The sequence below is a fragment of the Achromobacter sp. genome, from assembly GCF_036567245.1.
Lineage (GTDB): Bacteria > Pseudomonadota > Gammaproteobacteria > Burkholderiales > Burkholderiaceae_B > Achromobacter.
The window spans coordinates 1-22380 of the sequence record NZ_DATCUY010000345.1; the positions used below are offsets into that span (position 1 = coordinate 1).

The following is a 22380-nucleotide window of genomic DNA, read 5'->3' on the forward strand; positions in this document are numbered from 1 at the left end:
GGCCCCGGCCAGCGGCGCGGCCTGGGCCCGGCTGCGGCGCCATTCGACCAGGCCGATGCCGATGCCGCTGGCGCAGATGATGGCGATGCCGAGCCAGGTCAGCAGGTCGGGGAAATGGCCCCAGACCAGCCAGCCGACCGCGGTCGCGCTGAGGATCTGCAGGTAGACGAAGGGCGCCAGGGTGGAAGCGGGCGCGCGGCGGTAGGCAGCGATCTGGAACAGGTGCCCCAGGCCGCCGGTGATGCCGGTGGAGATCAGCACGACCCAATCCAGCGGCGCCAGCGCCTTGAGGACGGGCAGGGCGGACGGCAGAATGAAGGGCAGGGCCAGCGTCAGGCAGATCGTGCCGACGGCGCCGCTCCAGATCAGCGAGGTGAACGGGTCGTCACCCGCAACGCGGCGCGTGGCAATGAATTGCACCGCGAAGCAACAGGCCGTGAGCAGGCCGAACACCGTGCCGACGGGGTCCAGGCCGCCGCCCGGGCGGATCACGATGATCACGCCGACGAAGGCGATACCCGCGGCGACGAAACGAGACAGGCGGGCAGGCTCCTTGAGCACCCAGGGCGCAGCCGAAAGCACCAGCAGCGGCGCCAGGAAATTGATGGCGGTGGCCTCGGCCTGAGGAATGTAGCTCAGCGTAGTGAAGAACATCAGCGTGGCCAGGAACATCGAGCCGCCCCGCAGGATCTGTTCGCGCGGCTTCTTGCTGCGCAGCACGCCCAGCCCGCGCGCAGGCAGCACCAGGGCCAGCACCAGCGCCAGGTGCACGGCATAGCGGAACCACGACAGCACCAGCAGCGGCACGCCCGCGCTCATCACCCACTTGCCGCTGGCATCCAGGCACGACAGCGTCCACATCGACAGCACCAGCAACAGCACTCCCATCATCGGGCCGCTGGAGGCGGGCGCTGCTGCGCGCGTGCGACCGTTATCGGCCGGGGTCATCGACAAACTCCTTATGCGGCTGGGGCGCCGGTCAGCGGGTATCGGGCGGCTGACATGATACGCTCAACGCGCCGGGGGAACAGGCTCATGATAGAACTACGCAACATCGAAACTTTTTTCTGGGTCGCCACGCTGGGCAGTTTTCGCGCCGCGTCGGAGAAACTCAACACCACGCAACCTGCGGTATCGCAGCGCATCGCCTCTCTGGAGGCGGATCTGGGCGTGCTCTTGTTCGAGCGCGAGGCGCGCGGCGTGAAGCTGACCGCCAAGGGGCATGAGCTGCTGTCGCATGCCGAACGCATGCTGCAGGTGCGGCGCGACATGTTCGAGGCCGCGCGCGAGCAGAACGTCATGAGCGGCACGGTGCGCATTGGCGTGGCCGAAACCATCGTGCAGACCTGGTTGCCCACCTTGATCGAACTGATCCACTCCAACTATCCGGCGCTGGTGCTGGAGATCGAGGTTGACACGACCCATGTGCTGCGCTCGCACCTGATGTCGCGCCAGATCGATCTGGCTTTCCTGATGGGGCCGGTGCTGGAAGCGCGGGTCGAGAACCTGCCGCTATGCACCTATCCGCTGGCCTGGGTCGCAAGCCCGGCGCTGGATCTGGGGCCCGAGCCGCTGACATTGGAGCAGATCGGCAAGCTGCCCATCATCACCTATCCCTCGAACAGCGCGCCTTACCGCGTGGTGCGCGACATGCTGACGCGCGCGGGCGTGAACTCGCCGCGCATGTACGGCAGCGCTTCGATGTCGATGATGGTGCGGATGACCCAGGATGCCATCGGCACCAGCGTGATCGCGCCGGTGTTCCTGGGCAAGGAGTTGGCGCGCGGCGAACTGCGCATCCTGCGCGTGCAGGCCGACCCCTTGCCGGAGCTGAGTTTCACGGCGACCTGGGTCCAGGGGCCGGATAGCCACCCGGTGCGCGTCATCGCGCAGATGGCCCAGAAGGTGGCCGAGCAGGCCGCGGACGGGGTTCCTCTCTAGGTGTTTTCCCCAGCAAGCGCCGCGCGAGCGGTGCAAGCAGCCGTTCAGCCGGGCTGCGGCCCGGCGTCGCCAGCTGCCCGCTGAGCCGCGCTACTGCACGGTCTGCGCGAAATGCAGCGCTGGCGCCGGCCGAGACCAAAGAAAAATTTATACCCCCGTATCGCAACATACGATTGGACGCTCCGCGCCCCTGACGCTGCAATGGCGCCACATCAATAACGATCGCCTGGATGCATAGAGCGGGGGAAAGCATGAACCAGCGTATGTCTCATTCCCGGACCCGGGCGGCAAGCCATGCCGCGCAGGCGCGACGCGCGCCGTTGCGCGGCTGATCTCCAGACTCTCCGATTGCCACCGCGCGCCGCCAGGATAACGGGATCCGGCGCGCGGCATACCATCCCGCCAGCCAGGAGTTTTGTCCATGAAGAAGTCGCTAGTTTTCGCCGCCGTCGCCGCCAGCCTGCTGGCCGGCGCCGTCCAGGCGCAGGACCTGCCCAAGACCCAGTTGAAGGTCGTGGGCGGCCTGAGCAACTTGACCGCGTACAACGATTACGAAAAGCCGTTCTGGACCAAGACGATTCCTGAGCTGTCCAAAGGCCAGGTCACCGCCGACATCAAGGGCTTCAACGAAATGGGCTTGAAGGGTCCCGAGTTGCTGCGCCTGATGTCGCAGGGCGTGGTCGAGTTCGGCACGGCCACGTTGGCGTACTTCGCCAGCGACAACCCGATCAACGAGGCTATCGACCTGGCCGGCCTGGCGCCGGACGTCAAGACCGCGCGCGCCGTCACCGACGCGTTCGAGCCGGTCTACGCCAAGCTGTATGGCGAAGGCAGCAACGTCAAGCTGCTGGGTATTTCCACCTACCCCGCGCAAGTGCTGTTCTGCAACGCCGAGATCAAGAGCCTGGCCGACATCAAGGGCAAGAAGGTCCGCACCAGCAGCCGTACCACCGCCGAGTTCGTCGAGGCGCTGGGCGGTTCGAGCGTGACCATGGCCTTCGGTGAAGTGGTGCCCGCGCTGCAGAACAAGGTGGTGGATTGCGCCATCACGGGTTCGCTGTCCGGCTATTCGGCCAAGTGGTACGAAGTGTCCACGCACCTGGTCGCGCTGCCGATCAACTGGAACCAGCAGATCCACGCCGTGAACCAGAAGGCCTGGGACAAGCTCGACCCCAACGTGCGCACTTTCCTGCAGACCAATGTGAAGACCCTGGTCGACAACATCTGGGACGCCGCCGCGCGCCAGACGCAGGAAGGCTATGACTGCAACACGGGCGCCGCTGCTTGCCCGTTCCCGGTCAAGGGCAAGATGGTCCTGGTTCAGCCCTCGGACGCAGACCGCGCGCTGCTGAAGAAGGTCACTGAAGAAGCGGTGCTGCCCAAGTGGGCTGCGCGTTGCTCGGCCCAGTGCGTGAAGGACTTCAACGCCACGGTCGGCAAAACCCTGGGCCTGACCGCAATGCGGTAGGTCCCCCCCCGAAGCGCTGTGCGCTTCCCCCCCAGGGGGGCATGCCTGCGGACCGGCGGAGCCGGATCCGCAAGGTGGACTCCCCCCGAAGCGCTGCGCGCTTCCCCCCGGGGGGCATGCCTGCGGACCGGCGGAGCCGGATCCGCGGCATCCCGATCGGGGGGGAGTCGTTGCAGATCGGCATAGCCGGCTTCGTGGCGTCCCTATGGGATCGTTCGTTAATCGCAGAGGCGGCGATGCTTGCCTGGCCCTGCAAAGGTTTGACTCATGACTCAATCTGAACACTTCCGCCTGTTGGGCGGGCTATTGCGGCGCGCCGAGAGCTTTTCACGTCTGGCGGTGTGGGCCGGCGGCGCGCTGACCGTGGCCAGCGTGCTGCTGATTTCGTTTGACGTGCTGGCCCGCAAGTTCCTGGGCTTCACGACGGGCGGCGCGGACGAATTGTCCAGCTACGCCTTCGCCATCAGCACCTCGTGGGCGCTGGCGTTCGCCACGCTGCAGCGCGCCAATGTGCGCGTGGACGTGGTCTACCAATACATGCCGGTGCGCATTGCGGCCGTGCTGGACTGGATCTCCATGGTGGCCCTGGCCGTCTTCATGGTGTACCTGACTTACTACGCATTCGAGGTGGCGCAGACCTCCTGGGCGCAGAAATCCGCCGCCAATACGCCGCTGGCCACGCCCTTGTGGATTCCGCAGGGCCTGTGGGTGCTGGGCCTGGCGTGGATGTGCATCACCGTTGCGCTGATGCTGGCGCGCGCCTCCGCCGCGCTGGTCACGGGCGACATCGAACTGGTCAAGAACATTTGCGGTGTGCGTTCGGCGCAGGAGGAAGCCGACGAGGAAGCCGCCGCCGGCGAGCGCATGGTGAAGGGAGAGGCCGCATGATTTCCACCGCATTGATACTGCTCCTGGTGCTGATCGGCCTGTCCATTCCGGTGGGCGCGGCGCTGGGCGTGCTGGGCCTGATCCTGGACCCGCTGTTCTCCATGCTGCCGCTGACGCGCGCCATTGGCGAGGTCTCGTGGAGCACCAACAACGAGTTCCTGCTGGTGGCGATTCCGCTGTTCATCATGCTGGGCGAGGTGCTGCTGCGCGCCGGTTTCGCCGAACGCATGTATGGCGCGATGAGCCTTTGGCTGTCGTGGCTGCCGGGCGGCCTGATGCACGCCAACATCGGCGCTTCGACGCTGTTCTCGGCCACCTCCGGCTCCAGCGTCGCGACCGCCGCGACCGTGGGTACGGTGGCCATCCCGCAGATCCGCAAGTACGGCTATAACGAGCCGCTGTTCCTGGGCAGCCTGGCCGCCGGCGGCACGCTGGGCATCCTGATCCCGCCTTCGATCAACCTGGTCATCTATGGCGTTCTGACGAACTCCTCGGTGCCCAAGCTGTACCTGGCCGGCATCATCCCGGGCTTCGCGATGGCTGCGCTGTTCATGGTGACGGTAGTCATCGCCTGCGTCGCCAAGCCGTCCTGGGGCGGCAAGAAGATCCAGGCGACCTGGAGCCAGCGCTTCGCCAGCCTGGTGCACCTGGCGCCGCCCATGGGGATCTTCTTTCTGGTGGTGGGCTCCATCTATGCGGGATTGGCCACGCCGACCGAAGCCGCCGCGTTGGGCGTGCTGGGAGCCTTCATCCTGGCGGCCTGGTTCCGCCGCCTGTCGTGGTCGATGCTGCGAGAGGTCATGGAAGGCACCATGCGCTCGACAGCCATGATCATGCTGATCGTGGTGGCGGCCAGTTTCCTGAACTTCGTCATGTCCGCGACCGGGCTGACCGATGCGCTGACCAAGTCGATCACGGGGCTGGGCCTGTCGCCGGGATGGATGCTGCTGATCGTGGTGATCTTCTACCTGGTGCTGGGCTGCTTCATGGAAACGCTGTCCATGATGATCACGACCATCCCCATCATCGCGCCCATCATGATCGGGCTGGGTTTCGATCCCATCTGGCTGGGCATCGTCATCATTATCCTGGTCGAAGCCGCCCTGATCACGCCGCCCGTGGGCCTGAACCTGTTCGTGGTGCAAAGCCTGCGCAAGAGCGGCTCCATGAGCGCGGTCATCGTCGGCAGCCTGCCGTTCGTGCTGGCCATGTTCGTGATGCTGGCGCTGCTGGCGTTCTGGCCGGACGTGGCGTTGTGGCTGCCGCGCGTGTTCGGCTGACCTTCATTCCATAGACATCCCGGGCGCGGCAAGCCGCCGCGTCCTTCATCCTCTTATTTCCGCAGGACAGATATGAAAGCCGTATTCCAGATCGAAGACTCGCAACCCCGCCAAGTGGAAGTCGAGTTCGACACCCTGATCGTTGCCGGCTGGGCCGGACGCGACATGGCCGCAATCGAGCACCACATCGAAGAGCTGGCCGCTATCGGCGTGCCGCGCCCCAGCAGCGTGCCGCTGTACTACCGCATCGCCGACAACCAGCTGACCCAGAAGGAAACCGTGCAGGCCCTGGGCGAGGATTCCTCGGGCGAAGTCGAGACCTTCGTGTTCGCGGTCGATGGCGAAATGTACGTCAGCATCGCTTCGGACCACACCGACCGCAAGCTGGAGACCTACAGCGTGGCGATGTCCAAGCAGGTCTGCGTCAAGCCGGTGGCCACCAGCGCCTGGCGCCTGGCCGATGTAGCCGACTACTGGGACGAACTCGTGATCCGTTCCTACATCGTCGAGAACGGCGTTGAAGTGTTGTACCAAGAGGGTCCGCTGGCATCGCTGCGCACGCCGCAGGACCTGGTCGCCGGCTATACCGGCGGTTCGGCCGTGCTGCCGGCGGGCGCCGGCATGACCTGCGGCACCGTGGGCGCGATCGGCGGTATCCGCCCCTCGGCCGATTTCACGATGGAATTGCACGACCCGCGCCGCCAGCGCAGCCTGCGTCACCGCTATCATGTCGAGACGCTGCCCGTGGTGGCCTGATTCCGGCCTCCGGCGCCTATCGCCAGGCGCGCCTGCGGGCGCGCCCGTTTGCACTCATGCCGCAAGGCGGCACTAGGATGACTATGGTTTCGACCCTGAACGATCTGACCCTGGCCCTGCAAGAGGGCCGCAGCAGCTCCGTGGAACTGACGCGGGCGGCACTGGCCCGCGCCCAGGACGAAGCGGGCGAGGGCGCGCGCGCCTTCACGCGTCTGTACGCGGAAACGGCGCTGGCCCAGGCCCAGGCTTCCGACACGCTGCGCGCGGCCGGCATCGTGCGCTCGGCCATCGAGGGCCTGCCCATCAGCATCAAGGACCTGTTCGACATCGAAGGCGAGACCACGATGGCAGGTTCCGTGGCGCGCGAAGGCGAGCCCGCGGCCGACGCCGACGCCGAAGTGGTGCGCCGCCTGGTGGCGGCGGGCGCAGTCATCATCGGCCGCACCAACATGACCGAATTCGCCTATTCCGGCCTGGGCATCAATCCGCACTACGGCACGCCGCTGAACCCTTACGACCGCGCCACCGGCCGCATCCCCGGCGGTTCGTCGTCCGGCGCGGCCGTGTCCGTCGCCGACGGCATGGCTGTCGCGGCCATCGGTTCGGATACGGGCGGTTCCGTGCGCATCCCGGCCGCGCTGTGCGGCCTGACGGGCTTCAAGCCCAGCGCCTGGCGCGTCTCCATGGAAGGCGTGCTGCCGCTGTCGGCCAACCTGGATTCGATCGGCCCCATCGCCGCCAGCGTGCGCTGCTGCGCCGAGCTGGACGCCATCCTGTCCGGCGACGGCGGCCCGGTGCCGGAAGCGGCGGCGCTGCGCGGTTTGCGCCTGGCCATCCCGACCACGTTGGCGCTGGACGCCATGGAAAAGCATGTTGCTGACAGCTTCGCGGCTGCGGTTGCCCGCCTGAAGGAGGCCGGCGCCCAGGTCGACGAGATTGCGATACCGGAATTCGCGGAACTGGCTGCCATCAACGCCAAGGGCGGCTTCACCGCGGCCGAGGCCTGGGCCTGGCACCGCGACCTGATCGCCCGCGCGGGCAAGCGCTACGACCCGCGCGTGGTGTCGCGCATCATGCGCGGCAAGGACATGAGCGCGGCCGACTACCTGGACCTGCTGGACGCGCGCGAAGCCTGGGTCGCCGCGGTGGACCGCCGCATCGCCGGCTATGACGCCCTGATCATGCCGACCACGCCCATCGTGGCGCCGGCGGTCGCCGACCTGCAGGCTTCGGACGAAGCCTATTACGCGGCCAACGGCCTGATCCTGCGCAACCCGACGCTGATCAATTTCCTGGATGGCTGCGCGCTGTCCTTGCCTTGCCAGGCGCCCGGCACGGCGCCGGTGGGGCTGATGATCGCGGGCAGCAATGGCGCGGACCGCAGCATCCTGAGCATCGGCCTGGCGGTGGAAGCGCTGTACGCGGGCCAGTGATGTGAAACCGGGGCGGACGGCAGCCGCCGGTCCGTTCCGGGCGCTAAGATGGCGGCTGCATAGCCGGACGCCGCCGCCATGATCGATCTGCGCAATATCGAGACTTTCTTCTGGGTCGCCACCCTGGGCGGGTTTCGGGCCGCGGCCGAGAAGCTCAATGCCACCCAGCCGGCCATTTCCCAGCGCATCGCGTCGCTCGAATCCGATCTGGGCGTGCGCCTGTTCGACCGCGACACCCGCGGCATCAAACTGACGGGCAAAGGGCGCGAATTGCTGTCGCACGCCGAACGCATGCTGCAGATGCGGCGCGACATGCAGGAGGCCGCGCGTGCCAAGAGCGTCATGAGCGGCATGCTGAGGCTGGGGGTGTCCGAAACCATCGTCCATACCTGGCTGCCCACCTTGATGGAGTATCTGCACGACGCCTATCCGGCGCTGATGGTCGAGATCCAGGTGGACACGACCACGGTGCTGAAGACGCAGCTCGCTTCGCGCCAGATCGACCTGGCGTTCCTGCTGGGGCCGATGGAAGAGCCCCGCATCGAGAACCTCTATCTCTGCAATTACCCGCTATCCTGGGTGGCCAGCCCCAAGCTCAAGGTCGGGCGCCAGCCTATCGCCCTGAAGCGGCTGGCCGAATGGCCCGTCATCACCTATCCGTCGACCACCGATCCGCACCGCGCCGTGCGTCAGCTGTTGCAGCAGGCCGGGGTGGAGGCGCCGCGCATGTACGGCAGCTCCGCGCTCAGCGTCATTGTGCGGATGGCGCAGGACGCCATCGGCACCGCCGTCATTGCGCCCGTCATCCTGCACAAGGAGCTGGCGCAGGGCGAGTTGCGCATCCTGGAGGTGAAGGCGCCGGCCTTGCCGCCGCTGCACTACACGGCTTGCTGGATGCAGGGGCCGGACAGCCAGATCCCGCGCGCCGTGGCCGAGGCGGCGCAGCAGATTGCGCGTGAAGAGTCGCTGCGCCATCCGGCATAACCCTGATAAGGAATATTGATCGGGGTCTATCGCAACTTGTGATTGGACGCTGGCCCGCGCTTCCGGTGCAATGGCCCCATACCTGCATCATGAACAAGGGGATAGGCATGCAATCGAAACCCGCGGCGCGCGCCAGCGTCGAATTGGCCCGGCAGGCGCGGCTGGATGCGCGCAGCGGCAAGCTGACCGGCCCGACCGCGAACCTGGCTCCGGGCCACGTCCAGGCCAATCTGGCGATCCTGCCGCGCGCCCTGGCTGCCGACTTCCTGCACTTCTGCCAGCGCAATCCCAAACCCTGTCCCCTGTTGGCCATGTCCGAACCGGGCGATCCCGCCTTGCCGGAGCTGGGCCAGGACATCGACATCCGCAGCGACATCCCGCGCTACCGCGTCTGGCACAACGGCGAGCTGGTGGCCGAGCCGACCGACGTGCGCGACATCTGGCGCGACGATCTGGTCTCGTTCCTGATCGGCTGCTCGTTCTCGTTCGAGGAAGCGATGCTGGATAACGGCCTGCCGGTGCGCCACATCGAGCAGGGCTGCAATGTGCCCATGTACCGCACCAGCGTCCCGACCCATGCCGCAGGCGTGTTCGGCGGCCCGCTGGTCGTGTCCATGCGTCCCCTGAAGGCTGCGGACGCCATCCGCGCCATCCAGGTGACTTCACGTTTTCCCTCGGTCCACGGGGCGCCGGTGCATATCGGCGACCCCGCGTTGATCGGGATTGCCGACATCAACCGCCCGGACTATGGTGACCCGGTTGAAATACGCGAAGGCGAGATGCCGGTGTTCTGGGCTTGCGGCGTGACGCCGCAGTCGGTAGTCGCGGCCGTGCGGCCGGAGTTCTGCATTACCCATGCGCCGGGCCATATGTTGGTCACGGACCTCATCAATAGCCGGATGGCGGTGTTCTGACCGCCCTCGGGCCGCTTTTTCCGCCGGACGCAGGCAGGAAGCAGTAAGCAGTCATACTCGCGTTGCAGTACCAGTTGTGCCACCAAAACGATCCATTAAAGGACAAGGGGAAATGGCGACAACCGCTCTGAATCTGGGGTCTTCCGGCGTGCCGGAAGGTCTCGTGCGGCCGCGGCCGGGATCATCCTCCAGGGGATGCCCCGGGCCGCGTCCATGCATTGCTTTCACACCCAGCCGGTTCAATCCAGGAGTCCAGTTATGAAGATGAAGCTCATCGCGGGCGTCGCCGCGAGTCTGGCGCTGATGTGCGCCTTGCCCGCGCAGGCCCAGCAGGCCGTGCGCATCGGCGCGATCTACCCCCTGTCGGGCGCCTTGGCGTCCACCGGGTCGGAAATCAAGGCGGCCATCGAACTGGCGGTCGACATCATCAACAATCCGCACCCCGAACTGGAAGGCATACCGCTGGCCGCGGGCAGCGGCTTGCCGGCGCTGAAAGGCGCCAAGATCGAAGTGGTGTTCGGCGATTCCCAGGGCAAGCCCGAAGTGGGCCTGGCCGACGCCCAGCGCCTGATCGACCAGGAGAAGGTCGTGGCCCTGACCGGCGCCTACCAGTCGGCCGTGACCAAGACCGCCAGCCGCATCGCCGAGCAGCGCGGCATTCCCTATGTGAACGGTGAATCCAGCAGCCCGGACCTGACCGAGCGCGGCTACAAATGGTTCTTCCGCACCTCGCCCAACGACGACACCTTCGTCGAGAACATGATGCAGTTCCTGGACGGCGTGAAGGCCGTGCCGACCGCCAAGATCGCCGTGGTGTATGAAAACACCGACTTCGGCGTGAACACCTACAAGGCCGTCGAGAAGTTCGCCAAGCAATACAAGCGCGAACTGGTCGCCAACATCGCCTACAGCGCGGGCTCGGCCTCGGTGACGGCGGAAGTGCAGAAACTGGCCGCTGCCAAGCCCGATGTGGCGATCTTCGCCAGCTACACCTCGGACGCCATGCTGTTCGTGCGCACCATGCGCGAAAGCAAGTACGCGCCGCCGGTGCTGCTGGCCAACGACGCCGGCTTCATCGATTCGCGCTTCGTGCAGGAAGTGGGGCCGCAGGTCCAGGGCGTGCTGACGCGCGATGTCTGGGGCAACGACGTGGCGGCATCCAAGGCCGGGCTGAAGAAGATCAACGACATGTACAAGGCCAAGACCGGCAAGGATCTCAACGGCAATAACGCCCGTTCGATGCAGGGCGTGCTGGTGTTGGCCGACGCGATCAACCGGGCCGGCTCGACCGATCCCGAGGCGATCCGCAAGGCGCTGGCCGCCACCGACCTGGGCGAAGCGCAAGTCGCGATGCCTTGGGCCGGGGTGCAATTCGACGCCAAGGGCCAGAACACCAAGGGCTCGGGCCTGATCCTGGAACTCAAGGGTTCGTCCTACCAGACGGTGTGGCCGGAGAAGTACCGCACGGACAAGAACCTGCCCACGCTGCCGTTCGCCTGGAAGTAGTCGTAGTCTGACGCGGCGGGCCGCGGGGCCCGCCGCAGGAGCACTCCATGTTTGAAGCTCTCTCGGCAGGCCTGTTCAACGGCCTGATCTATGCCGCGGTGGCGGTGGGGCTGGCGCTGATCTGGGGCATTACCGACGTCATCAACTTCGCCCATGGCGAGTTCCTGATGCTGGGCATGTATGCCGCCTATTGGCTCTACACGCTGGGCCACATCGATCCCACGCTGTCTGCGCCGCTGGTGGCCATCGTGCTCGCCTTCGTCGGTTTCCTGACCTACGCGCTCATCATCCGCCGCCTGCAGAAGGGGCCGGCGATGGCGGTCATCCTGGCTACCTTCGGCCTGGGGCTGGTGTTGCGCCAGATCGCCTTCATCGCCTTCAGTCCCGATTACCGCAGCCTGCCCGACACCATGGTGTCAGGCAGCGTCACGGTCGCCGGCATTTCGCTGGGCCGGCCGCAGGTGGTGACGGGCCTGATCGCGCTGGTGGTGGTGGTCGCGCTGTTCATCCTGGTGTACCGCACGCGCTGGGGCCATGCCTTGCAGGCGGTGGCGGAAGACCGCCAGGTGGCCGCCCTGGTGGGCATTTCGCCGGACCGGGTCAACGCCCAGGTCTGGATGCTGGGCAGCGCGGCGGTCGGCCTGGCCGGCGCCTTGCTGACCACCTTTTTCTATGTGTTTCCCTCGGTGGGCACGGTGTTCGGCCTGCTGGCTTTCGTGGCGGTGTGCATGGGCGGCTTCGGTTCGCTGCCGGGCGCCTTCATCGCGGGGATTCTGATCGGGATCATCGAGGCCATGACGGGCTACTTCGTCGCGCCGGCGCTCAAGACAGTGAGCGTGTTCATCCTGTTCATCCTGGTTCTCTGGTATCGGCCGCGCGGCCTGTTCGGGCGGTGGTGAGATGAACAAAACAAACAAACTCGACGCCGCGTACACGGGCGTGCCCAAATGGCCGGTCGCGGCGGCGGCGGTGGCCGCCATCCTGATGGCCCTGGTGCCGGTGGTGGTGAAGGACTCCTTCACTCTGCAGGTGCTGCTGCTGGCCATCATGTTCGGCGCGCTGGGCGCGTGCTGGAATCTGGTCGGCGGCTTCCTCGGGCGGATCTCCTTCGGCCACAGCGTGTTCGTGGGGGTGGGGGGCTACACCACCTTGCTGCTGCTGCACCACCTGAAGCTCACGCCACTGTTGGGCATCCCGCTGGGCGGGGTGATCAGCGCGGCGCTGGCCTGGCTGGTGGGCGGCCCCACGCTGCGGCTGTCCGGCCACTACTTCGCGATGGCCACCATCGCGCTGCTGCAGATCGGGCTGCTGTTGATGATCAATTGGGAATGGGCGGGCGGTGCGGTCGGCCTGGAGGCGCCCATCGGCGACGCCGCCTGGATGCTGCTGTTTCGCAGCAAGGTGCCGTACTACTGGATCGCCGTGGGCCTGGCCTTTCTGACCTTCTGCGCCACGTTCTTCCTGGTGCACTCCAAGACCGGCTTCTACTGGCGCGCCATCAATGGCGACGAAGCGGCTTCGCGCAGCCTGGGCGTGCCCGCGGACCGCTACAAGATGCTGGCCTTCGTGATGTCGGCGGGCATGACCGGGGTCTGGGGCGGCTTCTTCGCCATGTACGTGGGCTTCATCGACCCGGAATCCATGTTCAATCTGACGATGTCGGTGCAGGTCGTGCTGGTGACCATCCTGGGCGGCGTCGGCACACTGATCGGCCCGTGGCTGGGCGCGGCGGTGCTGTTGCCGCTGTCCGAGGGCACGCGCGTGCTGTGGGGCAGTTCGGGCATGGGGCTGGACCTGCTGGTTTTCGGCCTGGCCATATTGCTGGTCACCATGTTCCTGCCGGGTGGACTGGTCACATTGAGGAGGCGCCGTGGCTCTGCTGGACGTTAAGAACCTGACCAAGCAATTCGGCGGCCTGGTCGCGAACAAGGACATCTCGCTGTCGGTCGATGCGGGCGAAATCGTCGCCATCATCGGCCCCAACGGCGCGGGCAAGAGCACCTTGTTCAACGGCCTGGTGGGGCACCACGAGCCCACCTCCGGCTCGGTGACCTTCGACGGCCAGTCCATGATAGGGCGCCGTCCCGAGCAGGTGGCGGCGATGGGCCTGGTGCGCACATATCAGATCCCGCGCAGTTTCGGGCAGATGACGGTGCTGGAGAACGCCATGGTCGGCGCGCTGCTGCGCCATCCGCGCCTGCAGGACGCGCGCCGCGAATCCGCGCGTGTGCTGGAACTGGTGGGGCTGGCCGAACGCGCCGACGTAAAGGCGGCGGAGCTCAACGTGGCAGGGCAGAAGCGGGTCGAGCTGGCCCGGGCGCTGGCGACCGAGCCGCGCATGCTGCTGCTGGACGAAGTGGCGGGCGGCCTGAACCCCGCCGAGGCCATCGCGCTGGCCGAGATCCTGCGCGGCATCCACGCGTCGGGCGTCACGCTCATCATCGTGGAACACGTGCTGGAGGTGGTCATGCGGCTGGCGCAACGGGTGCTGGTGCTGAACTTCGGCCAGATGATTGCCGAGGGCGCGCCGCAGGAGATCGTGCGCAACCCGGCCGTGATCGAAGCCTATCTGGGGAGAAAGCACCGTGCCTGATGCGATGCTGAAAGTCGAAGACCTGAGCGTGGCCTACGGCGGCGTGCAGGCGGTGCGCGGCGTGTCGCTGGAAGTCAGACCGGGCGAGATTGCGGCCTTGCTGGGCGCCAACGGCGCGGGCAAGTCCAGCACCCTGATGGCCATTGTGGGGGCGGTCAAACCCAAGGGCGGACGGGTCGTCTTCGAAGGTCGGGACATTACCGGGACGCCGCCGGACAAGCTGGTGACCCAGGGCATTTCCATGATTCCGGAAGGCGCCCGCGTGTTCGCGCGCCAGCCGGTGGAGCAGAACCTGCGCCTGGGAGCCTATACGGTGCGGGACGAGCGCGTGTATGGCGAACGCCTGGAACGGGTGTACGCCTTGTTCCCGCGCCTGAAGGAGCGTCGCGCCCAGTTGGCGGGCACCATGTCCGGCGGCGAACGCCAGATGCTGGCCATCGGCCGGGCGCTGATGAGCGGGCCGCGCCTGCTCTTGATCGACGAGCCCAGCCTGGGTCTGTCGCCTTTGCTGGTGGAACAGGTGTTCGATGCGCTGGCCGCCCTGAACCGTGACGACGGCCTGTCGGTCCTGCTGGTGGAGCAGAACATGGCGCAGGCGCTGGAAGTCGCGGCGCGGGCCTATGTGATGCAGAGCGGGAGGGTGGCGCTGTCGGGCGATGCGGCGGAGCTTGCTGCCTCGGACGAGGTGCGCAAGGCGTATCTGGGGATGTGAGGCTGGCGCTGCGGCCAAGCCATGCCGGACGCGGCAAGCGTCCGGCATGGTCGATCATCAGAAGATGTGGCGGAAGCCCACTGCGGCGCCGAGCTGGTTGCTCTTGCCGGTGATTTCGCCGATGGCGGCATCGCTGACCTTGTTCCAGTCCACGGTGCCATACAGTTGCGAGCGCTTGGACAGGGAGTACTCGGCCACGGCGACCAGCGCGTAGCGCTTGCCCTTGTCTCCGTCTTCGACCACGTTCTTGCTCTGGTCGTAGTAGGCGGCGCCGGTGATGGCCCAGCGCGGCGTGGCCTGCCAGGTGACGCCGGCGAAGTAGCCGTTGTCCTTGCGGTCCAGGCCGGGGGCCTGGGCGCCGCCCATCACGGCGTTGACCCAGCCGGTTTCATCGCGGCCGTTGTAGTAGCCGGCGAACACCTTGGCGCCTTCGAACTGATAGGAAGCGTTCAGGTTCCAGACGCGCTGGCGCAGATCGGAATCCGTGCTTTCGTAGGTCTGCTGGTAGCCCGCGCCCAGGCCCAGGTTGCCAATCGTGTAGCGCAGGCTGGCGCCATACTGCTGGCCGGCCTTGTGGTCGTTCCAGTCTTCGCCGTTGGCCCACGACAGCACCAGCGCCAAGTCTCCAATGGTGTTGGAGTACTTGGTCATGTTGTTGGTGCGCACGCGCGACATGGCGGCGGGCAGCCAGGCGTTCTGGTCGTAGTTGCCGACGGTCAGCGGGTCGAAGTAGTCGGCCAGCAAGTCGAACATCGGGGTGTTCTGCAGACCCAGCGTCAGCGCGCCGATGCTGCCGCCGTCCAGGCCGATATACGCCAGGCGGCTGAAGGTCTTGCTGGGATCCGAGCCGCGGCCATTCTGCATGTTGAAGCCGTTTTCCAGGCGGAAGAAGGCGCGGTTGCCATTGCCCAGGTCTTCGGAGCCGCGCAGGCCCCAGCGGCTGTTGGAAATGGCGCCGTTTTCCATCGACACGCGGCTGCCGTCTGCGCCCACGCTGCCCGCGCTGGTGCTGAGGTAGCGGATGCTGACGTCGGCGATGCCGTAGAGGGTAACGCTGGTTTCGGCTTGGGCCGTGCCGGCGGCCAAGCCCAGGCCTGCAAGGGCGAGGGATAGGGTGATGCGTTTCATGCGGGGGACTCCTCCTGGGTAGCGCTATTTTTAGTGGCGCCGGGCTTTTGGCCCGGCTGGTTACGCCTGGCGGATCGCCAGGCGATGGGCCGTCGCTCCTACGCTTCGGGTAAGCGCGGGTCCGGGCGATGGCCGCATATGCACATATACGCCGTAATGCTGCAACGTATCAGCGCCTGGGAATTCTAGAAAAGTTGAGGCCTGAACAACACCTGTAGTTTTTTGGAGTTTTCCCTGGTTTACAGGAGAGCAAAACAGGGGGGCGGATAGGGTGCGCAAGCAGGCGTAAAAAAAACCCCGTTGCGAGAACGGGGTTTTCATGCCTAGGTCGCGCTACAGCGTCATGTGCAGCGGCAGCCACGTGGCTATGCCAGGCAATGCGTAGAGCAGCAGCACCGCCAGGATCATGAGGAAGAACATGGGCAGCGAGGCGCGCGCGATGTAGGGCAATTCCCTGCCGCTCATGCCGGACAGTACGAACAGATTGAACCCGACCGGCGGCGTGATCTGTGCCATTTCCACAACAAAAACGATGAAAATGCCGAACCAGATCAGGTCGATGCCGGCGGCCTGCACCGTGGGCAGCAGCACGCCCATGGTCAGCACCACGATGGAAATGCCGTCCAGGAAGCAGCCCAGGATGATGAAGAACACCATCAGCGCCATGATCAGCCAGAACTGCGACAGGCCCAGTCCGCCGATCCATTCGGCCAGCGCGCGCGGCAAGCCGATATAGCCCATGGCCAGCGTCAGGAACTGCGCGCCCGCCAGGATCAGCGCGATCATGCAGTACAGCCGGGTGGCGCCCAGCAGGGACTGCATGAAGGTGGAGCGGTTGAGCGACCCCTGCAGCACCGAGAGGATCAGGGCGCCTACCACGCCGACCGCCGCAGCCTCCGTGGCGGTGGCGATGCCGGTGTAGATGGACCCCAGCACCGCGCCGATCAGCAGCATCACCGGGATCAGATGGCGCGAACGCGACAGCTTCTGCATCAGCGTCAGGCCCGGGTCGGCCGCCGGCACCTGGCCGGGATTGCGGATCGCCCACCAGGCGATGTAGCCCATGAACAGCAGGGCCAGCAGGATGCCCGGCACGATGCCCGCGATGAACAGCTTGGCAATGGACACGTCCGCCGCCACGCCGTACACGATCATGATGATGGATGGCGGAATCAGCAGGCCCAGCGTGCCGGCGCCCGACAGCGTGCCCAGGATCTTGTCCTCGGGATAGCCGCGGCGCGTCAGCTCGGGGATGGTCATCTTGCCCACCGTGGCGCAGGTTGCCGCGGACGAGCCCGAGACTGCGGCGAAGATGGCGCAGCCGATCACATTGGTGTGCAGCAGCCGTCCGGGCAGGCGGTTGAGCCAAGGGGCGAGCCCCTTGAACAGGTCTTCCGACAGCCGTGTGCGGAACAGGATTTCACCCATCCACAGAAAGAGTGGCAGGGCGGTCAACGTCCAGCTGGAGGACGCGCCCCAGATGGTGACGGCCATGGCATCGCCCGCCGGCCGGCTGGAGAAGATCTCCATGCCGATCCATGCGGTCCCCGCCAGGGTCAGGCCGACCCAGACGCCGCAGCCCAGCAGCGCGAAGATCGAGACGACCAATAGGGTAATGACGAGAAGTTCATTCATGGGTTTGCTGCGAAGTAGCGGCGGCCAGGCCGCGTGAGCGTCGGATCAGCTCGTCGATCAGGGCGACCAGGAACAGCACCGTGCCCGCGGCCATGCTGAGCTGGGGAATCCAGAGCGGCGTGGCGTCGTTGGACGTGGAGATGTCGTTGAACTGCCAGGAGTCGTAGGTCAGCTTGACGCTGAAGAACGCGAAGGCGGAAGCCAGCAGGCAGCCGACCGCCAGGGCGAAGATATCCAGCTTGCGGCCCGCGGCCGGCTTGAGCGAATTGAGCAGCAGCGTGACGCGGATGTGTTCGCCGTGCTTGAACGTGCTGGCCAACGCCAGGAAACCGGCGGCGGCCATGAAGTACCCGGCGTAGGCGTCCGTTCCGGGTATGTTCATGCTGAGCTGGCGCGCGATGATCGCGGCCAGCACCGACACCAGGACGCCGATCGTGCACAGGCCGGCCAGCAGGCCGGCCGCGCCGTATAAACCATCTAGAAAGCGGCGCATGGAGATATCACTGCTTCTTGTAGGCGTCGATCATGGCCTGGCCGTCGGCGCCGGCCTTCTTCAGCCAGTCTTCCAGCATGCGCTTGCCGATCACGGACAGGCCTTCCTTCAGCTCGACCGTGGGCTTGACGGTTTCCATGCCGTTCTTGGCCAGCTCTTCCTGGTACCACTTGTTCTTTTCCTGCGACAGCTTCCAGCCGCGTTCCTCGGCCTGCGCGCCGGCCTTCTTCAGGGCGGCCTGCGTGGCGGGGTCGAGTGCGTCGAACGCCTTCTTGTTGACGATGATGGCGTTCTTCGGCAGCCAGGCCTGGGTGTCGTAGAACTTCTTGATGTATTCGTAGGTCTTGGTGTCGTAGCCCGTCGATGCCGAGGACATATAGGAATCGATCACGCCGGTGGCCATGGCCTGGGCCAGTTCCGCCTGCTGCACCGTGACGGGCTGCGCGCCGACCAGTTCGGCGATCTTGGCCGTCACCGGGCTGTAGGCGCGCCACTTCAGGCCCTTCATGTCCGAGATCTGCTTGATGTCCTTGTTGGCGAAGATGCCCTGGGGCGGCCAGGCCACCGCGTACAGCAGCGTCATGCCGTGCGAATTCAGCTTCTTTTCGAGGAAGGGCTTCTGCGCCTGGTAGAGCTTGAACGAAGCGTCATAGCCGGTGGCCAGGAAGGGCAGGCCGTCCAGTTCGTAGATCGGGTCTTCGTTGGCGAAGTTGGTCAGCAGGATCTCGCCGATCTGCGCCTGGTTGCCTTGCACCGCACGCTTGATTTCGGGCGCCTTGTACAGCGACGCGTTGTTGTGCAGCGTGATCTTCAGCTTGCCTTCAGACAAGGCGTCCACGTCCTTGACGAAGCCGGTCAGGTTCTCGACATGGAAGTTGCTGGCCGGGTAGGCGGTGGGCAGATCCCATTTTGTCTGAGCCTGGGCGCCGGCGCTGAACGCCAGGACGATGCTGCCTGCCAACAGGGAAATTTTCTTGTGCATGGGTGGTCCTTCTTTGCGAATGGTGAAGCCGGGTTGTGCCCGATAGGCATTGCGAAAGAGAGCGCTGCAACAATGACGCGCAGCTGAAAAGCCGTGCCATTCTATGTTGCTGTGCGGCGGCCGCGCGCCTGAAATCGCCTCTTTACGGGTTATTCCTAACAAGCTTGCGCGTCGCGGATGCTTGAGGATTCAATCTTTGCGCAAACGCTGCGCAAGCGCGTTCCCACAGCGGTTTTTCTTCTAACATTGCACTATCGAAAGCATGGTGCAGAGGCGTGTGTGAACTTCGTTTTTCGTCGTGATGAATTGCTGGTTGAAGAGACGTCCGCCGTACTGCCGGACACCTCCTTGTGTGTACAGATAGGCGTGGCGGTCACGGCTTTGCAGCCGATCTGGACGCTGCCCGGTTCGCCGTACCGCACGGTGCACGTCGAGCCCGGCGTGGAGCCGCCGCAGGGCTATGCCTTCAGGAAGCTGCGCTCGCTGTTCGGCGTGCTGGACGACGAGCGCATGGCGCTGGCCGGCCGTGCCTACCAGATCGCCGAATGGGCGCGCACGCACAGGTTCTGCGGCGTCTGCGGCACGCCTGCGGAGCGCGTGGCCAGCGAGTTCTGCCTGCGCTGCCCATCCTGCGGCTTCTCGGCCTATCCGCGCATCTCGCCAGCCATGATGGTGCTGATCCGCAAGGGCGACAGCATCCTGCTGGCGCGCCACACCACCACGGCCACCTCCCGCTACACCGCGCTGGCCGGTTTCGTGGAACCCGGCGAAAGCATCGAGCAGACCATCCATCGCGAGGTGTATGAGGAAGTCGGCCTGAAGGTCGGCAACCTGCAGTATTTCGGCAGCCAATCCTGGCCGTTTCCGCATTCGCTGATGGTTGCGTTCACGGCGGACTACGTGTCGGGCGACATCCGGGTCCAGGAAGACGAGATCGCCGATGCGCGCTGGTTCGGCCCGGGCGATCCGATGCCCGAGATCGCGCCGCGGATTTCCATCGCCGGCTGGCTGATCCGGGCCAATCTGCCCATGGGCTGGTCGGCCCCTTAAACCGCATTTCCCGCTGGGAGCTTCCTAGGGGTATTCCCTTGGAATAAGGGATTTCTGGCGTTTCGTGCTTATTTTTTATTGATGAAATATAGATAAATTATTAGTATTTCACTCAAATAAACTCGGCTTGCGGCTCCCATGACACCTGCTTTGATTGCATCGTCGGCCCACCTTGCCGGCGGCAGCGCGCCCGACCTCTCCGAGGTGGAATTCGGCCTGATGATCGCCAGCCACGCCTTCGACCGCTGGACCGTGCGCTGCATGGCCGCGGCCGGATTGCCCGACCTGACGCCCACCGACGTGATGGTTTTCCATCACGTCTATCACCGTGAACGGCCCAAGAAGCTGGCCGACATCTGCTTCACGCTGAATGTCGAGGACACGCACATCGTCAGCTATGCGCTCAAGAAGCTCGAACGCCTGGGCGTGGTCAAAGGCGAACGCAGCAGCAAGGAAGTGTTCTACAGCGTGACGCCGGACGGCGCCGCCATCCTCAAGCGCTATGCCGAGATCCGCGAGCAATGCCTGACCGCCGGCCTGGACGCGCCGGGCGGGGGCGGGCTGGACTACAGCCGCCAACTGGCGCACACATTGCGCGCGCTGTCCGGCCTGTACGACCAGGCGGCCCGCGCGGCGACCTCTCTCTGATTCCATTTACCCGCGCGCGGCCGCAGGCGCCGCGGCGACCCTTTGTTTGCAAGGACAGCTATGAAATGGCAATTCTGGATTGATCGTGGGGGCACCTTTACCGACATCGTGGCGCGGCGTCCCGATGGCACGACCACCACGGCCAAGATGCTCTCGGAAAACCCGGAGCAGTACCGCGACGCGGCCGTGGCCGGCATCCGCAAACTGCTGGGCATCGCGCCCGGCCAGCCCGTGCCTGCCGATCAGGTCGAGTGTGTGAAGATGGGCACCACGGTGGCCACCAACGCCTTGCTGGAACGCAAGGGCGAGCGCACCTTGCTGGTGACGACCCGTGGTTTTCGCGACGGCCTGCGCATTGCGTACCAGAACCGTCCGCGCCTGTTCGACCGCAACGTGCTTCTGCCCGAGATGCTGTACGAATCCGTGGTGGAAGCGGACGAGCGTGTGGCCGCCGATGGCGAGGTGATCCGCGAGCTGGACCAGGAAGCGCTGCGCGCAGCCATGCAGACCGCCTACGACAGCGGCATCCGCGCGGTCGCCATCGTCTTCATGCATGCCTGGCATGCGCCGGAACACGAACGTATCGCTGCCCGCATCGCGCGTGAAGTGGGCTTCCCGCAGGTGTCGGCTTCGCACGAGGTCAGTCCGCTGATCAAGTTCGTGTCGCGCGGCGATACCACGGTGGTCGACGCCTACCTGTCGCCCATCCTGATGCGCTATGTGGACCAGGTGGCCGGCGAACTGCCGGGTATCCGCCTGATGTTCATGCAGTCCAGCGGCGGTCTGACGGACGCCCACCGCTTCCGCGGCAAGGACGCCATTCTGTCGGGGCCGGCCGGTGGCATCGTCGGCATGGTACGCACCAGCGAGATCGCGGGCTTTCCCAAGGTCATCGGCTTCGACATGGGCGGCACCTCCACCGACGTGTCGCATTACGCCGGCGAATTCGAACGCGAATTCGAGACCCAGGTGGCCGGCGTGCGCATGCGCGCGCCCATGATGAGCATCCACACGGTGGCGGCGGGCGGCGGTTCGATCCTGCATTTCGACGGCGCGCGACTGCGCGTGGGCCCGGATTCGGCTGGTGCCAACCCGGGTCCCGCGTGCTATCGCCGCGGCGGCCCGTTGGCGGTGACGGACTGCAACGTCCTGTTGGGCAAGATCCAGCCTGATTTCTTCCCCAAGGTTTTCGGCCCCGATGCCAATGAGCCCCTGGACCGCGACGCGGTCGTGGCGCGCTTTACGGCCATGTCCGACGAAGTTCGCGCCGCCACCGGCCGTGAGATGAGTCCGGAACAACTCGCCGAGGGCTTCCTGGAAATCGCCGTAGGCAATATGGCCGAGGCCATCAAGCGCATCTCGGTGCAGCGCGGCCACGACGTCACCGAATACGCGCTGACCGTGTTCGGCGGCGCGGGCGGCCAGCACGCCTGCCTGGTCGCCGACGCGCTGGGCATGACGACGGTGTTCGCGCATCCGCTGGGCGGCGTGTTGTCGGCCTACGGCATGGGCCTGGCCGACCAGACCGACATGCGCCAGAAGACGGTCGAGAAGGTTCTGGACGCGGATCTGATGCAGGCGCTCAAGGGCGAACTGGACGAACTTGCCGGTCAGGCCGTGGGCGAACTGCGGCGCCAGCATGTGGCCGAAAGCGACATCGGCGTGCAGCGCCGCCTGCACCTGAAGTACCGTGGCACGGACACCTCGCTGGAAGTGGCCTATACGGATCTGGACCAGGCGCGCAAGGATTTCGAGGCGGCTTACCGCCAGCGCTATTCCTTCCTGATGCCCAACCGCGAATTGGTGGTGGAAACCATCTCCGTCGAAGCCACGGGCGGCGGCGAGCGCGTCAGCGAAGCCACCAGCGCGCGCGTGCGCGACGGCGCGCTGGCTCCCCGCCGCGTCGTCAGCATGTACAGCGCCGGCGCCTGGTGCGACACGCCCCTGTATGTGCGCGAGGACATGGCGG

Annotated in this window: 21 protein-coding genes; 16 read left to right on the forward strand and 5 right to left on the reverse strand. The window is 65.8% G+C overall.

Translation table 11 applies throughout. From position 1 onward, the window contains the following. A partial coding sequence (locus VIR09_RS15045; protein ID WP_332013592.1) for a DMT family transporter occupies positions 1–948 on the reverse strand: 948 nt, incomplete at its 3' end. Between the two features lie 87 nt (positions 949–1035). Between VIR09_RS15045 and VIR09_RS15050 the strand changes: the two genes are divergently transcribed. The 13 genes from VIR09_RS15050 (at position 1036) to VIR09_RS15110 (ending at position 14475) form a co-directional block, all read left to right on the forward strand. Then, the gene (locus VIR09_RS15050) at positions 1036–1941 is read left to right on the forward strand and encodes a LysR family transcriptional regulator (protein ID WP_332013593.1); all 906 of its coding nucleotides are present in this window, start codon (positions 1036–1038) and stop codon (positions 1939–1941) included. Positions 1942–2362: 421 nt separating this feature from the next. Further along, positions 2363–3409 (forward strand): TRAP transporter substrate-binding protein, encoded by a 1047-nt coding sequence (locus VIR09_RS15055; protein ID WP_332013594.1) that lies wholly within the window; start codon positions 2363–2365, stop codon positions 3407–3409. 267 nt (positions 3410–3676) lie between these two features. Beyond that, the gene (locus VIR09_RS15060; RefSeq protein WP_332013595.1) at positions 3677–4297 is read left to right on the forward strand and encodes a TRAP transporter small permease; all 621 of its coding nucleotides are present in this window, start codon (positions 3677–3679) and stop codon (positions 4295–4297) included. Next, positions 4294–5577 (forward strand): TRAP transporter large permease, encoded by a 1284-nt coding sequence (locus VIR09_RS15065; protein ID WP_332013596.1) that lies wholly within the window; start codon positions 4294–4296, stop codon positions 5575–5577. The genes VIR09_RS15060 and VIR09_RS15065 overlap by 4 nt, the downstream gene beginning before the upstream one ends. Positions 5578–5649: 72 nt before the next feature. Then, positions 5650–6333, forward strand: coding sequence for a DUF2848 domain-containing protein (locus tag VIR09_RS15070; protein ID WP_332013597.1), 684 nt, complete (start codon positions 5650–5652; stop codon positions 6331–6333). A gap of 83 nt (positions 6334–6416) precedes the next feature. Further along, complete coding sequence (locus VIR09_RS15075) at positions 6417–7766, forward strand: amidase (RefSeq protein ID WP_332013611.1); 1350 nt, start codon at positions 6417–6419, stop codon at positions 7764–7766. Positions 7767–7844: 78 nt separating this feature from the next. Beyond that, positions 7845–8750, forward strand: a complete 906-nt coding sequence (locus VIR09_RS15080; RefSeq protein WP_332013598.1) for a LysR family transcriptional regulator — start codon at positions 7845–7847, stop codon at positions 8748–8750. A 107-nt stretch (positions 8751–8857) separates the two neighbouring features. Beyond that, a complete protein-coding gene (locus VIR09_RS15085) occupies positions 8858–9664 on the forward strand; it encodes a putative hydro-lyase (protein WP_332013599.1) in 807 nt (268 codons plus the stop codon). A 258-nt stretch (positions 9665–9922) separates the two neighbouring features. Next, positions 9923–11170: an ABC transporter substrate-binding protein gene (locus VIR09_RS15090; protein ID WP_332013600.1), complete on the forward strand. Its 1248-nt coding sequence runs from the start codon at positions 9923–9925 to the stop codon at positions 11168–11170. A 47-nt stretch (positions 11171–11217) separates the two neighbouring features. Beyond that, positions 11218–12069 carry a branched-chain amino acid ABC transporter permease gene (locus VIR09_RS15095; RefSeq protein WP_332013601.1) on the forward strand — a complete coding sequence of 284 codons (852 nt, stop codon included), beginning with the start codon at positions 11218–11220 and terminating at the stop codon, positions 12067–12069. Position 12070: 1 nt separating this feature from the next. Beyond that, complete coding sequence (locus VIR09_RS15100; RefSeq protein ID WP_332013602.1) at positions 12071–13060, forward strand: branched-chain amino acid ABC transporter permease; 990 nt, start codon at positions 12071–12073, stop codon at positions 13058–13060. Continuing rightward, positions 13041–13763, forward strand: coding sequence for an ABC transporter ATP-binding protein (locus VIR09_RS15105; RefSeq protein ID WP_332013603.1), 723 nt, complete (start codon positions 13041–13043; stop codon positions 13761–13763). Before VIR09_RS15100 ends, VIR09_RS15105 begins: the two co-directional genes overlap by 20 nt. Before the next feature lie 4 nt (positions 13764–13767). Next, positions 13768–14475, forward strand: coding sequence for an ABC transporter ATP-binding protein (locus tag VIR09_RS15110; RefSeq protein WP_332013612.1), 708 nt, complete (start codon positions 13768–13770; stop codon positions 14473–14475). A 57-nt stretch (positions 14476–14532) separates the two neighbouring features. Here VIR09_RS15110 and VIR09_RS15115 read toward each other — a convergent pair whose 3' ends face one another. The 4 genes from VIR09_RS15115 to VIR09_RS15130 form a co-directional block, all read right to left on the reverse strand. Further along, positions 14533–15603: a porin gene (locus tag VIR09_RS15115; protein ID WP_332013604.1), complete on the reverse strand. Its 1071-nt coding sequence runs from the start codon at positions 15601–15603 to the stop codon at positions 14533–14535. Positions 15604–15936: 333 nt separating this feature from the next. After that, the gene (locus VIR09_RS15120; RefSeq protein WP_332013605.1) at positions 15937–17238 is read right to left on the reverse strand and encodes a TRAP transporter large permease subunit; all 1302 of its coding nucleotides are present in this window, start codon (positions 17236–17238) and stop codon (positions 15937–15939) included. Further along, positions 17231–17731: a TRAP transporter small permease gene (locus VIR09_RS15125; protein ID WP_332013606.1), complete on the reverse strand. Its 501-nt coding sequence runs from the start codon at positions 17729–17731 to the stop codon at positions 17231–17233. The genes VIR09_RS15120 and VIR09_RS15125 overlap by 8 nt, the downstream gene beginning before the upstream one ends. A 7-nt stretch (positions 17732–17738) precedes the next feature. Then, positions 17739–18713 (reverse strand): TRAP transporter substrate-binding protein, encoded by a 975-nt coding sequence (locus VIR09_RS15130; RefSeq protein WP_332013607.1) that lies wholly within the window; start codon positions 18711–18713, stop codon positions 17739–17741. Between the two features lie 279 nt (positions 18714–18992). Between VIR09_RS15130 and nudC the strand changes: the two genes are divergently transcribed. The 3 genes from nudC to VIR09_RS15145 form a co-directional block, all read left to right on the forward strand. Further along, positions 18993–19763: an NAD(+) diphosphatase gene (nudC, locus tag VIR09_RS15135; RefSeq protein ID WP_332013608.1), complete on the forward strand. Its 771-nt coding sequence runs from the start codon at positions 18993–18995 to the stop codon at positions 19761–19763. A gap of 138 nt (positions 19764–19901) precedes the next feature. Further along, positions 19902–20411, forward strand: a complete 510-nt coding sequence (locus VIR09_RS15140) for a winged helix DNA-binding protein (protein ID WP_332013609.1) — start codon at positions 19902–19904, stop codon at positions 20409–20411. A gap of 60 nt (positions 20412–20471) precedes the next feature. Beyond that, positions 20472–22380 (forward strand): hydantoinase/oxoprolinase family protein (locus VIR09_RS15145; protein WP_332013610.1); only part of this gene is annotated, 1909 nt, incomplete at its 3' end.